Genomic DNA, 14,546 nt, shown 5'->3' on the forward strand with positions numbered 1-14,546 from the left:
GGCAGCAATTGGAGAAGCGCCCTGGCCCGTTGGCTGCGCCACAGCCAGGAGCTTTAACAGAACAGAGCGCCCATGCTGAAATGGCGCCGGTTCGGAATTCGACGCCAGGGCAGCCATGACGCGCAAGGGCATCATCCTGGCGGGAGGCAGCGGCACACGCTTGGCACCGCTCACGTCGGCGGTGAGCAAGCAGCTGATGCCGGTCTATGACAAGCCGATGATCCATTACCCGCTCAGCACCTTGATGCTGGCGGGGATTCGGGAGGTGCTGATCATCACCACCCCCCACGATCAAGCGGCGTTTCAGCGACTGCTTGGTGATGGCAGTGCCTGGGGGATGACGATTGTCTATGCCGTGCAGCCCAGTCCCGATGGTCTTGCCCAGGCCTTTCTGATCGGCGCTGATTTTCTTGGTGGCGCCCCTGCTGCTTTGGTGCTGGGCGACAACCTCTTCCATGGCCATGAGCTGATCCCCCAGCTCCAGGCCGCCACCCGACGCCTGGAGGGCGGCACCGTGTTCGCCTATCCGGTGCGGGATCCGGAGCGCTATGGCGTGGTCGAGTTTGATGCCGATGGAATGGCCTTGAGCATTGAGGAGAAACCGGCTCAGCCTCGCAGTCGTTATGCCGTGACTGGTCTTTATTTCTATGACGCCTCGGTGGTGGAGCGGGCCCGTCAGGTGCGACCGTCGGCCCGCGGCGAACTGGAGATCACCAGCCTCAATCAGATGTATTTGCAGGAGGGGGCGCTCACGGTGGAGTTGATGGGCCGCGGCATGGCCTGGCTGGATACGGGCACCTTCGATTCGCTGCATGAAGCGGGTGCTTACATCCGCACCCTCGAGCAACGCCAGGGTCTGAAGGTGGGCTGCCCGGAGGAGGTGGCCTGGCGTCAGGGCTGGATCAACGACGATCAGCTCGAGGCCCTGGCCCAGCCCCTGCGCAAGAGCGGCTATGGCGCTTATCTGCTTCAGATGCTGCGCGAGAGCGGTGGCGACCATGCCCTGCTGCAGCGCACCCTGGAGGGGCGAGCCAAGGAGAGGCGCCATGACGGCTGAGGCTTTGTGCAGCACCGACGGCCAGCAGCTGCAGGGCCCACTGCTGGTCACCCCCCAGGTGTTTGGCGACGAGCGCGGCTTTTTCTACGAGAGCTGGAACGAGCGCCGCTTCCGGTCAGAGTTGATCGCCGCCGGGGTGCCGGCTGCTGAGGCCGAGGCGATCCAGTTCCGGCAAGATAATCACTCTCGTTCCAGCCGTGGCGTGCTGCGGGGCCTGCATTTCCAGTTGCCCCCCGAACCCCAAGGCAAGTTGGTGCGTTGCAGCGTCGGCGCCATCTTTGATGTGGCCGTGGATCTGCGCCGGGCATCGCCCACCTATGGGCAGTGGGTGGGGGCGGAGCTGAGCGTCGAAAACCATCAGCAACTCTGGGTGCCGGAAGGCTTTGCCCATGGCTTTCTCACCCTCAGCGCCGTGGCGGAGGTGCAGTACAAAGCCAGCGGCTTCTGGAACCGCGATTGCGAACGTTCCCTGCGCTGGAATGATCCAGCCCTCGCGATCACCTGGCCCCTGGAGCAGGCCGGCGTTGCCCAGCCGCTGTTGGCCGAAAAGGACGCAGCAGCGCCGGAGCTGGCTCAGCTGGAGGCAGCTGGTGAGGTGTTTGCGTGAGGATCCTGCTCACCGGATCCAGCGGTCAGCTCGGCCAGGCCCTGCGCGCTCTGCAGCCGAGCCAGATCGATGGAGAGCCGGTGGAGCTGATCGCCACGGCTCGTTGCGCGGATCCGGCGCAGGCCCAGGCGCTGGGGCTCCTTCTGCCCATGGACCTGGCCGATCCCGAGGCTTGTCGCGCCGCGATTGCCAGCCACAGGCCCGACTGGGTGCTCAATGCCGGTGCCTACACCGCCGTGGATCGGGCGGAATCAGAGCCGGAGCTGGCCCATGCCGTGAATGCCGGCGCCCCCCGTGCCTTCGCCGAAGCGCTGAGCGAGCTTTGCCCCTCTGCCCGTTTGCTGCAGATCAGCACCGATTTCGTGTTCAACGGCGAGCAGGGCCACCCCTACCGGCCGGAGCAGGAGCTCGAACCTCTGGGTGTGTATGGCGCCAGTAAGGCCGCCGGCGAGCGGGCGGTCGCTCAGGTCCTCGGTGCTGGCCCAGAGGGCAAGGCCATGATTCTGCGCACCAGTTGGGTGTATGGCCCGGTGGGCCAGAACTTTCTGCGCACGATGCTGCGCCTCCATGCCCAGCGCGCTGCCAGCGGCGAGCCCCTGCGGGTGGTGGCCGATCAGGTGGGCTGTCCTACCAGCACCGCTGGCCTGGCCCGGGCCTGCTGGGCCGTGATCGCGCAACGCCTCAGTGGCGTTCTGCACTGGAGTGAGGCCGGTGTGGCCAGTTGGTACGACTTCGCCGTCGCCATCGGTGAGCTGGCCGCCGCCGCTGGCCTGCTGGACCATGCTGCGCTGGTGGAACCGATCACCACCGCCGACTACCCCACCCCGGCCCGCCGTCCTGCCTATTCCCTGCTCGATTGCAGCACCAGCCGTCAGCGCCTCGGCCTGTCGCCTCAGCACTGGCGCGCCGCTTTGGAGGAGGTGATCGCCGATGTGGGGGCGTGATCCGCGCACGCTGCTGCTACGCGCGCTTCTGCTCGATTGGCTCGGCCAGCTGCTGATCCTGGTGCTGCTGATGGTGAACCCGGTGGCGTTGGCGGTCCCGATCGGCGGCTCCCACCTGGAGGGTCAGGGGGCCTGGTTGGCGTTCTGTTGTCTGCTCTATCCGCTTCTGGGTTGGTTGTTTGGCAGTTACACCGTGCTGCGCTGGCGGCAGCTGGCGTTGCCGGTGCTGCTGCAGCGGCTCTTGCTCACCAGCGTGGTGACCCTGATGGTGGTGGCGATCGCCCGCTGGCTGCTCAATCCGGGTGAGGAGGTGTGGCTGGTGTACCGGCGGGTGCAGTTCCTCTGGCTGGGCCTGTTGTTGGTGTGGTCGTTGCTGGTGCGCGTGGGCCTGCGGCGCGGTGTGCTGTTGCCCGATGCGCCCCGCCTGCTCTTGCTGGCTGGTGAGGATGAGCAGGCGGCGATGCTGCAGAGCTGGCGACGGGTGCCGCAGCGGGAACGCCTGGAGCCGGTGACCTTGGAGCAGTTGCAGGTGGCCCTCAGCGATCGGGCCTGCTCCTTGCTGGTGGTGCTGGCGCCCGGCTTGGAGCGCGATCCCCGCTGGGCCAGCCTGCAGGAGACCCTGGAGACGCAGGACCCGCGCCAGGTGCGGCTGCTGTCACCCCTGAGCCTGTTTGAGCAGCAGCAGGAACGGTTGCCGCCGGCGTTTCTGCCTGAGGGCGGCCTCAGTTACGACGACCTGCCCTGGGCGGCTGCCTTCAGTGTGCAGGCGCAGCTGAAGCGTGTCGCCGACCTGCTGGTGGCCGGTGGCTTGCTGTTGCTCAGTGCGCCGTTTGTGGGCCTCGCCGCTGCGCTGATCTGGTTGGAGGATCGCGGCCCGGTGCTCTACGTGCAGCGGCGCAGTGGCTGGCTGGGTCGGCCTTTCCGCGTGTTCAAGCTGCGCACCATGCACGTGCAACCGGCGGATGCCCCAGCGCTCTGGACCCAGCCGGGCGACCAGCGCATCACCCGGGTGGGGTTGTGGTTACGCCGCCTGCGCCTCGATGAACTGCCCCAGCTGCTCAATGTGCTTAGCGGTGAGATGAGCCTGATCGGTCCACGCCCGGAGCGCCCCGAGCTGGAGCAGGAACTGGAGCGTCATATCCCCCACTACCGCAAACGCCACTGGATGCGCCCGGGCTTGAGCGGCTGGGCCCAGGTCTGTGCCCCCTACGCCAGCAGCATCGACGATTCCGACCTGAAGCTGTCGTACGACCTGTATTACCTCAGGCACTTCAGCACCTGGTTGGATCTGGTGATCCTGTTCCGTACGATCAAAACCGTTCTCAAGGCCGGTGGCCGCTGAGGCGGGCTGCAGCGGTTCAGGCGGCCACCAGGCCCAGATGCTCCACATAGGGCTGAAAGTCGCGGTCGCTGAACAGCAGCGGCAGGTTGGCCTCAATGCAGGCGGTGGCGATGATGCCATCAATCGTCTTGCGCACCGTGATCCCCCTTCGGCGCAGCTGTCTGTAATTGTCGGCCGCTTTCCACGCGTTGCTGCCGTCAAGCATCGGCAGCAGGGGCAGGGAGCGGAATAAGTGCCGGGCGGTCGCCCCATCCCGGTCATGGCGAAATCCCTGCATCACCTCCACCAGGATCAGGTCGCCGATCGCCAGCGGCGTCACCCCAAGCAACCCATCAGGTGCTGGGCAGATTCGCCATCCAGGCGCTGGCTCTCCAGGTCGCCGTCCCAGTTGAGGCGGCCGCGGAAGGCGCGGATCTCGGCCTGCTGCTGCAGCTTCACGAGCGCGCGCAGACCCAGCTCCACGGCCTCCCGCTTGCTGCGGGCTCCGCTGGCTTGCATCGCCTGTTTCATCAAGCTGTCGTCAATGACGATGTTGGTGCGCATCCAGCTCCCCCTGATGTGTAAAGCATAGGCCTTGCTTACACATCTGCGAGGGGCCCGGTGTCTGCGATTCTGGAGATTCATTGCCCGGAGTCATGGCTGCCACAGCCGTCGCCACCCCTGTGGAGCTGTTGGGTCCGCGACAGCGCATCCTGATCACCGGCGGTGCCGGCTTCATCGGCGGTGCGGTGGTGCGGCATCTGCTGCAGCACAGCCAGGCCCAGGTGTTCAACCTCGACAAGCTCGGCTATGCCAGCGATGGCACCAGCATCGAGCTGGTGCTGAAGGCGCTGGGGCCAGCGGCTGAGGGGCGGTATCAGCTGCTCCGCACGGATCTGGCCGATGGGGAGGCCACGGCGGCGGCGGTGCAACAGGCCGATCCGGATCTGGTGCTGCATCTGGCGGCAGAAAGCCATGTGGACCGCTCGATTGCCGGGCCGGAGGCCTTCATCAGCAGCAATGTGACCGGCACGTTTCAGCTGCTGCAGGCGGTGCGGGCCCACTGGGAGGGGCTGCCGCAGGGACGGCGGGATTCCTTCCGCTTCCACCACATCAGCACCGATGAGGTGTTCGGTTCGCTGGGGGCGACGGGCCGCTTCTCAGAAACCACCGCTTACGACCCCCGCAGCCCCTATTCCGCCAGCAAAGCGGCCAGCGACCATCTGGTGCGGGCCTGGCACCACACCTACGGCCTTCCGGTGGTGCTCACCAACTGCAGCAACAACTACGGGCCCTGGCAGTTTCCCGAGAAGCTGATTCCGGTGGTGATCCTCAAGGCCGCGGCGGGCGAGGCGATTCCCCTCTATGGCGATGGCCTCAATGTGCGCGATTGGCTCTATGTGGACGACCATGTGGAGGCGATCCTGCTGGCGGCCACCCGGGGGCGGCTGGGGGCGAGCTACTGCGTGGGCGGCGGCGGCAGCGATGGCAGCACGAGCGAACGCAACAACCGCCAGGTGGTGGAAGCGATCTGCACCCTGATGGATCAGTTGCGGCCGGAGGGGGCACCCCATGCCCGTCTGATCAGCCTGGTGAAGGATCGGCCCGGTCATGATCGGCGTTACGCGATCGACGCCAGCCGCATTCGCAGCGAGCTGGGCTGGCAGCCGCGCCACAGCTTTGCGGCGGGATTGGAGTCCACGGTGCGTTGGACTCTCGAGCATCGGGCCTGGTGCGAGGCGATGCGCTCCCGTTAGGTTGCAGGGAGAGAGTTTGGTCGCGGCCCCACCATGTGCGTTCTCTGCGAGCGAGCTGCGGCGGTGAGGCTGGGGCTGCAGGGCATCGCAGGCGTGAGCACGGCCTTGGCGTTGGGCGATGCCGTGCTGGCGAGCAATCTGCTGATCGACAGCGCCAATGTGGCCTTCAGCCAAGGGCGGGTGGCCAGCGATGGCGTGATGGATCTCTACCTGCATGCCCCTGGTGGCGCGGTGCAGGTGTCGGGCGGTGGGTTTGGCGGTCAGACGATTGAATCGGTGGCGATCCCCCAGCAGGATCAGGACTACATCCGCTCGATCGTGAGTCGCCTTGACGCGATTATCGATCTGGATTTCCGCTTTGTGGCGAATCCGGGCCAGGCCGATGTGGCCTTCTATTACGACACCGAAATCGAGATCGGCGGTGGCGGCCAAACGTTGGGATTAGCCACCACAGGGTCGGCCGGTTGGGAGCTGTTCATCAATCAGCCCGCCGTCGCTTCGAATCAGGACTACCGCCAGTATGTGAACCTGCATGAATGGGGCCACGCCCTCGGCCTTGAGCACCCGTTTGAAGCGGGCGATGGGGATGTGTATGCCGGCAGCACCAACCCCTGGACCAGTGCCTATCCGGAAGAAACGGTGATGGCTTATCGCAGTCCTCTCAATGGTGAGTGGCCGGATTTCTTTTCCACGTCGGATCTGAATGCCTTGATTGAGGCCTGGGGGGCGGAGACACGGCTTCTGGGAGAGCAGGGTGATCGTTTTATGGGTGGTGAGTATCGCGATGTGGTGGCAGGTGCTGCTGGCAATGATGAGCTCCGGGGTAACCGTGGATTTGATCGACTTGAGGGGGGATCGGGTGATGATTGGCTTCTCGGTGGCCCTGGTGCTGATGAGCTCTTTGCGGGGAGTGGCAATGACGTTGTGATGGCGGGGTTTGGGCACGACACCCTGACGGGTGGTGCCGGTGACGATCGATTGCGTGGAGGCTATGGCGGCGATCTTTTTCTTCTCTCGTCTGGCCAAGATGTGATCGAAGATTTCCGGATCGCTGACAATGATCGGCTTGGGCTCGAAGCTGGGATCAGTTATTCCTTGCAGCAATCAGGCAATGATCTTGAGGTTGTGACTGATCAGGGAATGACCACGCTCTGGGGTGTTGATCTGACCGATTTTGACGTGAGCAAGCAAATGATTCTGACCAGCACAATTCCTCTTTGATTCGGTTCTGCCATGCGCCTGAAGCTTCATGTGGGTCACGGCAAGACCGGAAGTTCGTATCTGCAGAGTTGGTTGGCTGTGAACGGGGAGCGCCTCAAGGTCGATCACGATGTGCTGTATCCCCAGCAATGTCCGCTCACCAACTGGTTGGACCAACGCGCTGGTCTTGGTCAGTTCAGCATGGGGAATGGCTATGTGCTGGATTCGGTTCTTGCGGAAGACTGCGGGCCTCGCCGCTGCCGCCGCTGGTGGCGTCGTTTGCTCAGGCAATCAGGTGCCAGCGCAGGCGATCTCCATGCTGTGCTGTTCAGCTGTGAACCCTGGGCCAGGCGCCTTCCGGATCGCTTCCCAAAGCTGAATCAGTTGCTGTCCGTTTTGGACCTCGACGGTGCGGATCTCTGGCTGCTTGTGCGTGATCCTTTGGATCATGCCATCTCCGTGTATGGCCAGATGGTGAAGCGCCATGGGTTTCAGGGTGACCTGGAGGACTGGCTGTCGGTGTATGACTTTCCGCAGGTGTTGTTGCGTTTTCTCGAGAGGAGGGCTGAGCAGGGCGATCGCATCACCTTGCAAGTGGATCATTACGGGCGACAACGCGCCAATCTGGTGTCATGCCTGCTGGGATGGTTAGGCCTGCCGCTTGATGCTGGCTGGTCTCGACCGGTTCAGTCGTCCGTGAATCGCTCGCTGACACGGCAGGAGCTGGCCTTGATCCGTTGGCTCAATGGCGTGAATGCGCAGCTGTCTGTCGACGTTGCCGAGCGGCTTGTGAATCAGTTGCCGCAGTTGCATGACAGGGCTCCTGTTCCCAGTCAGGCTGCCTGCGAGGGATTCGTGCAACGCTGGCAACCTGTGGTGCGTCAGATCAATGGGATGCTTCCCGATCAGGCTCAGCTGCAGTTGAAGGTGCCTGAGTTGGCTCCTTCAGGAGAGCAAGCGATGCCATCACCATGGATCGGCTTGAGCAGGGAGCAGCTCAGCTGCCTGCTTGAGAGCTGTGGAGCCCTGGGTTGACACCATGACGCGAGCCCGACCTCAGAATTGGCTGCTGATCAGTTTTGATCAGTGGCGAGGCGATTGGCTGCACCAGCCCTGGTTGCGCTTACCCAATCTCCAGCAACTTGCGCGTGAAAGCTGGGATGTGCGTCGTTGTTATACCTCCAGCCCTCAATGCATTCCGGCACGCGCCAGTTGGTTGACGGGGCGAACCCCCGGTGTCCTCGGCGTGACGGCGAACGCCCACTACACCGTGCCGGCAGATGCACCCTCGTTTGTTCGCACCCTGCGGGACCGGCATGGCTATCACACGGTGCTTGTGGGGAAGACCCATTGGACGCCCCACGAGCCCGGGGTGGATCTGCGCGACAACCTGCCCTTGATGGAGCAGCTCGGTTTTGAGCATGTGCGTGAGATCGCTGGGCCGCGGGCCCTGGCAGTGGTGGAGTGTGAGCTCACGGATCGTTGGCGCGACGCAGGGCTGCTCGAGGTTTATCGCGCTGATCTTGAGGATCGCTACCGCCAGGGTTGTGTGCACACCGTGCGGCCGAGTGTGTTGCCGGATGCCTTGTATCCCGATCTCTGGCTCACCAGGGTGGCGCTGGAGGAATTAGCGCAGCTGCCCGCGGATCGCTCCTGGCTGCTGTGGGTGAATTTTCCTGGCCCCCATGAGCCCTTTGATGTGCCAGCCGGCTGGCGCGGTTATCACGGCGCAATCCCTCCGCCGGAGCCCCGCCCGACTGATGCGCGGGATCTGGCCCAACGGGCACCGCAAGGGTCGGTGTTGGCTCGCAAACTACAGCGCTGGCCCAATGGAATCCCTGCAGAGGCGCTGGCCGACTTGCGCAGCGACTATGCCGATCATCTGCATCTGCTGGATGCTCAGGTGGGAGAGCTGCTGACTGGTCTGGCTCGCCGTGGCGATTGTTCCCAAACGGCTGTCAGCGTCTGCAGCGACCATGGTGAACTTCTGGGTGACTGGGGTCTGCTGCTCAAGGGTTGCTTTCTTGAGGGAGCGATGCGCAGTTTGTTTCTGCATCGGCCACCTCAGGGGAGACGAGGGCTGCGTCGGATCTGGTCTCCTGGTGAGCGCGCTTATGGCCTCACCGCTTGCCTCTGGGATGCCGCCGCCGCCGTGGCGACACCGGCTCAGGGCAGTTTTGGCTCTCGCTTGCGTCGACAGCCTGCGGAGGTGTTGGTGGAGTTTGAAGATGAGCGCCTGCAGCTGAGATGATGAATGACTTGCCCCTGGTGCTCCCATGCCGTTCGATCCCAGCTCGCGGATACTGCTGACAGGAGGCACGGGGAGTTTCGGCAAGGCCTTCATTGCTGAAACCCTGCGGCGCTTTCCTGATCTGCGTCGGTTGGTGGTGTATAGCCGGGATGAGCTGAAGCAATGGGAGCTCCAGCAGCAGTTCCCGGAGGAGCGTTATCCGCAGTTGCGCTTCTTTCTGGGTGATGTGCGCGATCAGGAACGGTTGCGCCGCGCCATGGAGCGGGTGGACACCGTGGTGCATGCCGCAGCGTTGAAGCAGGTGCCCGCGGCGGAATACAACCCGATGGAGTTTGTGAAAACGAATGTGCTGGGCGCAGAGAATGTGATTCAGGCCTGCCTAGACACCAGCGTGAAGCGCGTGGTGGCGTTGTCGACGGACAAAGCCGCAGCGCCGATCAATCTGTATGGCGCCACCAAGCTGTGTTCCGACAAACTATTTATCGCTGCGAATAACATCAAAGGGCGCCGCGATCTTCGTTTTTCAGTGGTGCGCTATGGCAACGTGATGGGTTCCCGTGGCTCTGTGATTCCATTTTTTCTCAGCAAAGCCCGCGATGGCGTGCTTCCGATCACTGATCCCGCCATGACTCGCTTCAACATCTCCTTGCAGGATGGGGTCGAGATGGTGCTCTGGACATTGGAGCATGCCCTTGGCTCGGAGTTGTTCGTGCCCAAGATCCCCAGTTACCGGATTGTCGATGTGGCCGAAGCCATCGCTCCGAGCAGTGAGAAACCCGTGGTGGGCATCCGCCCCGGGGAGAAGATCCATGAAGAGATGATCACGGCCTCCGACAGCTTCAGTTGCATCGATCTGGGCAAGTATTACGCGATCCTGCCCAGCGATGGCAGTGGTCATCGGCGCTACGAGCAAGCCGGTCGGCCCTTTGAAGCGGTGGCGAAGGGATTTGCCTACAACTCCGGCACCAATCCAGAGGTTCTCTCCGTGGAGCAGATCCGCGCCTTAATTCGCGAACACGTGCAGCCTGATTTTCACCCCTGTTGACGCAGGGTGTCCAGGGAGATGGCAAAGGTGCGCAGTAATTCTTCCGGGGTGCCGTACAGGCGCACGCCCTCAACACGCGGCAGGGCAACCGATTCACCTGCGTTGATCGCGCTCTGGAGCATCGGTGCGATGTAATGCTCACCACGCACCGTTGTGCCCTGCCTGAGTTGCATCAGGGCCGCATCGAGAAATGTGGAGGCGGAACGAAAGCCATAAAGGCCGATCGAGGCCAGATCGGAGATGCGTTCCTTTTCTGCGATCGCCAGCGCTCGCTCGGGCTTGGTTGGGTCGGGCAGACCGAACGACCAATGGTCCCCTTCGGCCTGAAACACCGCCATCGAAGCAAAGCCGCTGATCTTGCCCAGCGACGCATGCCATTGAAAGCCCGTGTCGCAGTTGTGGATCAGCAACGGCCGAGCGCTCAGATCAGGTTGGTGCCGCAGCAGCTCTGCGATGGCCACCTGACTGGTCGCGAGTTGGCCGGGTAGCAGCGTGTCGAGTTCCACCCAATGGAGTACCACACCGGGATGGCGTCTCTGGATTGAGGCTTCCAGCTGTTCCCGCACTCCATGCTGGCGACGCACGGCCAGCAGCAGATGATCGCCGGCTTCGATCTGAAAACTGGCGAGGGTGTGTTCCAGGAGGCTGAGCCCTTGCGCCCGGATCAGGGGCTTTGGCGTGCTGATGCCGGCCTTGCGGAAGCGGCTGCCCTCACCGGCTGCAGGAATCAGGATCAGGCGCTCCATCAGCGATGCGGAAAGGTGTTGAGGTAAGAGAGAAAGGAAGGGTGGCCGTGTTCGATCTGCAGGAAGCGTTGATGCAGCCGGCTGGCTTTGAGCACGGGGAAGTGGGCGAGCACGGTGAGGGTGGCTGCGGTTTCGAGGGGCCCCACAAAACCATCCTGGGGCAGGGTGCGGCCCTGCAGGATTCGGGCTTGTTGGTTCGAGATCAGAAAACAGCCGGCGTGGGGATTGCTGCTGATGTCGAAGCTCACTTCTGCGGCGTCAGGATCAAAGCGTCCGCGCAGCACCTGCTCCTGAGGCGTGCAGAACTGCTGCAGGAATTCTGGGCGCAGAGGTCCATCCACCAGCAGGCGGGCCTCGGCGGCTTGGGTGGTGGGTTCGATGCGATGGGGCATCAGCACCAGCTGGTGCTGGGTGCGTTCCAGAAACCAGAATTGTTTGTCGATGAAGAGGGGATCGCTGATCACGAGATCATCCTCCAGATAGAGGAGCAGATCGGCGCCGTCTGCGCTTTGGATCAGCCAGTCGCGCGCTGCCAGGGGGAGATGCCGGGGGTTGTCGAGCGCCACGGTGTGGCTTTCGATGCGATCTGCAAACAGGCCCAGCACATCGTTGAGTTGGTGCGTGCCATCGCTGAAGAGATGGATCTCCGGCTCAAGTGCTGTAAAGCGCTGCAGACGATCGCCCTGGGCAGGCCAGTGCTCGATGCAGCGATCGCCGATGTGCAGCACCGCATCGCTTCGACTGCGGCGCAGCGCCAGCAGGCTGCAGAGGCATCGGGCCAGGGCCAGGCTGCGCGCCATGCGTTGCCCAGGTCGTCCGCTGCCGTAGCCGCTGCCGCCTTCCACTTCGCGGAAGAAATGGGGGATGGCCACCCGCAGCCGAAGCGTTGCTGCTGAAGCGTCACTCATCGCAGCACGGCCGCGAAGCTGTTGCTGAGAATCATCAAGCCGATGGCGAGGAACACCACACACCGTTCGCCATCCTCGCGGTGCAGGGGCAACATGGACAAGAACAGGCTGGCGGTGAAACAACGTTCTTCCTGGGGCGTGAGCCCTGCGAGCAGCCCGGTCTCTTCGATCGCCCGTTGCACCTCGGCGTAATGACCGGGCACATCGAGGCGAAGACGCAGCTGGCCCGGTGCCAGCAACTCCAGTTCGAACAGATCATTCACCACCACGTCATAGAGATAGCGCCCGGAATGGAGCAGCTTCACCTGGTCGTAGCGGCCATCCCCGAAGCCGATCGGCCAGGTGGCGCCAGGTGGCTGTTCGCCGCGGGGATCGATCAGGCGGATGGAACCGCTGAGAGGTTCGGCCAGGATGTTGTTGAAGCAGAGATCGCCATGGATTCGCTGCAGGGGGCGAGCTGCTTCCAGAGTCGGCAGCTCCTGGAGTAGCGCTGCAGCGGCTTGTGCCGGTGCGGGCAGCTGGAGGCGATGGATCAAGCCTGAGCCGTGCGGCGTCGCTGGCAGCAGCTCCAGTTGCCAGGGGGTGCTCCACCAGTCGGCCCAACGCCAGGCGCCTGGCAAGGGTGCCGGCTGGGCGGCCCATTGCTGCAGCCGCTGCTGCAGTTTGCGGCTGTAAAGCCAGGCGACGGAGGCCTGGAGCGGCGGGTTGGGTGTGGCTTCTTCGGCGAGGGCCGTACGGATCGCGGCCAGCCGCTTCATCAGCTGGTTCCAGCCATTGGCACCGATGCGCCAGTGCAGAAACAGCTCGGCCAGGCTGGGAAAGGGCACATATTCCAGCTCGAGGGCATCGTTCTGCTGGCGCAGGCAGGCGGGAAAAAAGCGCTGCAGTGGTTGGGGCAGCGCCTGGAAATAGGCCGCTTCTTGCTGCAGGCGTTGCCGATCACGGGAGTGTTTGCGGATCAGATCGCTACTGGGGCAATAGCTGACGCTGTTGAAACCACGGCTGGTGAGGCGACTGAGTCGGCGCCGGCTGGCGGTGGCGCGATGACCCAGATCCAGCCAGGGCATGGTTTCCAGGCGAGCAAGGCCAAGGCGCCAGAGCTCTTCTGCCAGGGTGAGCAGATCCTCATCGGCGCCGGCTGGCCCATCGGCTTGTCGACGGCGTGCGGCGAGCAGATCGCGCAACAGTGCGACGGGAGCGGCGATCAGGCCCGTGAAGGGGTGGCTTTTGGGTTCCTGCCCATCCGGGGGCTGCCGTTTCGGATGGAAGCGGATCTGATCGGTGGTGATGCCGCTCACGCCCGACCAGTCTTCCCGCGGCAAGGGGTGCTCACCGAGGCCGATCCAGGTGCCTCTTGGCAGGGACAACGGCGGCAGGGTGGTGATCGGCTGCAGCAGCACCTGATCGCTGCTCACGGCTTCCAGAGCCACCGCCAGGCTGGCGAGCACATTGGCCTGGGGAGGAATCGTCAACCACTGCCAGTGCGGTTGGTGACGCATCGGCCGCAGGGCACACCAGGGTGCATCCACCACCACCCGGATGCAGCCAACCTCAGGCTGATGGCGCAGACGTTGGCAGATGTGATCGAGGGCAAGGCCACTGCCATCGGCCAGCTCCGCCGGATGGGCGCTCAGGGGAGGGCTGGGCCCGAGCCGTTTGCCTGCCAGGCTGCCTCCAGCGAGCACCAGGGCGGTGATGGAGGTCATGGGCAGGAGCTGCGATCGCTGTAAAGGAAGCCTCGCAGGCCGTGGCAATCGCGAAAAGGAATGCCGAGGAAGTTGAGGTAGCGGGCGAAACACACCTCAGATGCGAAGCGGGGATGGCCCTGAAAGAGGCGGTGATAGGCGGTGTCGGCGCCGGGCTGGAACCGGGCCAGGGCTGCGGCCAGGTCGGTTCCGCCGTCGATCAGCTGCTGGCGCCAGGCCTCGGTGCTTGCGGGGCGACCGATCAGCTCCACCGGCCAGTTCATGCCATACCACTTGAGCGCCTCATCGGAAGCCAGCACCTGCTGCAGATTGATCGGCCAGTAGCGCTCCTCCTGCTGGTCAAACCATCCGGGCAGGGCAGCGAAGAAGCCCTCCAGGAGCATCACCGCATCGCGACGACCACCGAACACCTTGTCGGACGCACCCACCAAACCGACATTGGCGCTCTCACAGACGCGGATCACGGTCTGCAGCAGCCGTTGGGGGTGCACGTAGAAATAGTCGCTGCGCAATTTGATCAGGTGGCTGAAGCGGTAGCCCCTGCGTTGTTCCACCTGTCGCACCAGCGAGAGTGCGAGAGCCAGCTTGTGCCACTGCTTCATCGATGGCACCGGCAGGTCGTGATCGATCCGGACCTGATCCGGATGCTCCTCGAGTATCAGCAGGCGTTCGGGGCTGGTGAGACGGCGAGCGGCTGCGGCAAACGGGGCGGTGGTGACGATGAACAGCGCGGCGCGGCGGCTGAGCCGCTGGATCAGGGCCTCACTGCGGCTGAGGCAACGCAGTTCGCCCGTGAGCAGCAGGGCTGGGCGTGCAAGAAGCGGTCGGCTCAGGGCCCGTGGCAGCGTCTGCTGCAACGATGCGGGTGCGTTGGTGTTTTGCTGACGCGCGCGGATCAGAGCCGGGTCGTCAAGGGCTGGTGGGGTCGGAAGGGCGGGGTGATCGGCGGAGCCGCTGAGCAGCACCCACTGCGGCTGGTGTGTCGGTTGACGTGGACCTGGCAT

Annotated in this window: 15 protein-coding genes; 9 read left to right on the plus strand and 6 right to left on the minus strand. The window is 63.9% G+C overall.

Annotation, left to right across the window (positions count from 1 at the left end; all coding sequences use genetic code 11):
• Positions 1-115: 115 nt before the first annotated feature.
• The 4 genes from rfbA to H0O21_RS03940 are packed head-to-tail and all read left to right on the plus strand — an operon-like array spanning position 116 to position 3,950.
• Positions 116-1,057 carry a glucose-1-phosphate thymidylyltransferase RfbA gene (gene rfbA, locus H0O21_RS03925; RefSeq protein WP_185190452.1) on the plus strand — a complete coding sequence of 314 codons (942 nt, stop codon included), beginning with the start codon at positions 116-118 and terminating at the stop codon, positions 1,055-1,057.
• Positions 1,047-1,664 (plus strand): dTDP-4-dehydrorhamnose 3,5-epimerase, encoded by a 618-nt coding sequence (gene rfbC, locus H0O21_RS03930; RefSeq protein WP_185190453.1) that lies wholly within the window; start codon positions 1,047-1,049, stop codon positions 1,662-1,664. Before rfbA ends, rfbC begins: the two co-directional genes overlap by 11 nt.
• Positions 1,661-2,608 carry a dTDP-4-dehydrorhamnose reductase gene (rfbD, locus tag H0O21_RS03935; RefSeq protein ID WP_185190454.1) on the plus strand — a complete coding sequence of 316 codons (948 nt, stop codon included), beginning with the start codon at positions 1,661-1,663 and terminating at the stop codon, positions 2,606-2,608. The genes rfbC and rfbD overlap by 4 nt, the downstream gene beginning before the upstream one ends.
• Positions 2,595-3,950: a sugar transferase gene (locus H0O21_RS03940; RefSeq protein WP_185190455.1), complete on the plus strand. Its 1,356-nt coding sequence runs from the start codon at positions 2,595-2,597 to the stop codon at positions 3,948-3,950. The genes rfbD and H0O21_RS03940 overlap by 14 nt, the downstream gene beginning before the upstream one ends.
• Before the next feature lie 16 nt (positions 3,951-3,966).
• Here the strand turns inward: H0O21_RS03940 and H0O21_RS03945 are convergent, their stop codons facing one another.
• Both H0O21_RS03945 and H0O21_RS03950 read right to left on the minus strand, forming a co-directional pair.
• The gene (locus H0O21_RS03945) at positions 3,967-4,269 is read right to left on the minus strand and encodes a PIN domain-containing protein (RefSeq protein ID WP_255441122.1); all 303 of its coding nucleotides are present in this window, start codon (positions 4,267-4,269) and stop codon (positions 3,967-3,969) included.
• The gene (locus tag H0O21_RS03950; RefSeq protein ID WP_185190456.1) at positions 4,266-4,493 is read right to left on the minus strand and encodes a type II toxin-antitoxin system VapB family antitoxin; all 228 of its coding nucleotides are present in this window, start codon (positions 4,491-4,493) and stop codon (positions 4,266-4,268) included. The genes H0O21_RS03945 and H0O21_RS03950 overlap by 4 nt, the downstream gene beginning before the upstream one ends.
• A 92-nt stretch (positions 4,494-4,585) precedes the next feature.
• Between H0O21_RS03950 and rfbB the strand changes: the two genes are divergently transcribed.
• From rfbB to pseB, 5 genes are read left to right on the plus strand one after another with little or no spacing between them, the layout of a single operon-like run.
• A complete protein-coding gene (gene rfbB / locus H0O21_RS03955; protein WP_185190457.1) occupies positions 4,586-5,686 on the plus strand; it encodes a dTDP-glucose 4,6-dehydratase in 1,101 nt (366 codons plus the stop codon).
• 33 nt (positions 5,687-5,719) lie between these two features.
• Positions 5,720-6,907, plus strand: coding sequence for a hypothetical protein (locus tag H0O21_RS03960; RefSeq protein WP_185190458.1), 1,188 nt, complete (start codon positions 5,720-5,722; stop codon positions 6,905-6,907).
• Positions 6,908-6,919: 12 nt separating this feature from the next.
• Positions 6,920-7,921 carry a hypothetical protein gene (locus tag H0O21_RS03965; RefSeq protein ID WP_185190459.1) on the plus strand — a complete coding sequence of 334 codons (1,002 nt, stop codon included), beginning with the start codon at positions 6,920-6,922 and terminating at the stop codon, positions 7,919-7,921.
• Positions 7,922-7,925: 4 nt separating this feature from the next.
• Positions 7,926-9,137, plus strand: a complete 1,212-nt coding sequence (locus H0O21_RS03970) for a sulfatase-like hydrolase/transferase (RefSeq protein WP_185190460.1) — start codon at positions 7,926-7,928, stop codon at positions 9,135-9,137.
• Between the two features lie 25 nt (positions 9,138-9,162).
• On the plus strand, positions 9,163-10,182 hold the full coding sequence (pseB, locus tag H0O21_RS03975; RefSeq protein WP_185190461.1) for a UDP-N-acetylglucosamine 4,6-dehydratase (inverting): 1,020 nt from the start codon (positions 9,163-9,165) through the stop codon (positions 10,180-10,182).
• On the opposite strand, the gene H0O21_RS03980 is transcribed toward pseB, so the two are convergent.
• Genes H0O21_RS03980 through H0O21_RS03995 form a run of 4 tightly spaced genes read right to left on the minus strand, consistent with a single transcriptional unit; the run spans position 10,170 to position 14,546 of the window.
• Positions 10,170-10,928: a hypothetical protein gene (locus H0O21_RS03980; protein WP_185190462.1), complete on the minus strand. Its 759-nt coding sequence runs from the start codon at positions 10,926-10,928 to the stop codon at positions 10,170-10,172. The genes pseB and H0O21_RS03980 overlap by 13 nt on opposite strands.
• Entirely contained in the window at positions 10,928-11,836 is a 909-nt protein-coding gene (locus tag H0O21_RS03985) for a hypothetical protein (protein ID WP_185190463.1), read from the minus strand. The genes H0O21_RS03980 and H0O21_RS03985 overlap by 1 nt, the downstream gene beginning before the upstream one ends.
• Positions 11,833-13,542 (minus strand): hypothetical protein, encoded by a 1,710-nt coding sequence (locus H0O21_RS03990; RefSeq protein WP_185190464.1) that lies wholly within the window; start codon positions 13,540-13,542, stop codon positions 11,833-11,835. The genes H0O21_RS03985 and H0O21_RS03990 overlap by 4 nt, the downstream gene beginning before the upstream one ends.
• Positions 13,539-14,546, minus strand: a complete 1,008-nt coding sequence (locus tag H0O21_RS03995; RefSeq protein WP_185190465.1) for a hypothetical protein — start codon at positions 14,544-14,546, stop codon at positions 13,539-13,541. The genes H0O21_RS03990 and H0O21_RS03995 overlap by 4 nt, the downstream gene beginning before the upstream one ends.

The sequence above is a fragment of the Synechococcus sp. HK01-R genome (genome assembly GCF_014217855.1).
Taxonomy (GTDB): Bacteria; Cyanobacteriota; Cyanobacteriia; order PCC-6307; family Cyanobiaceae; genus Synechococcus_C.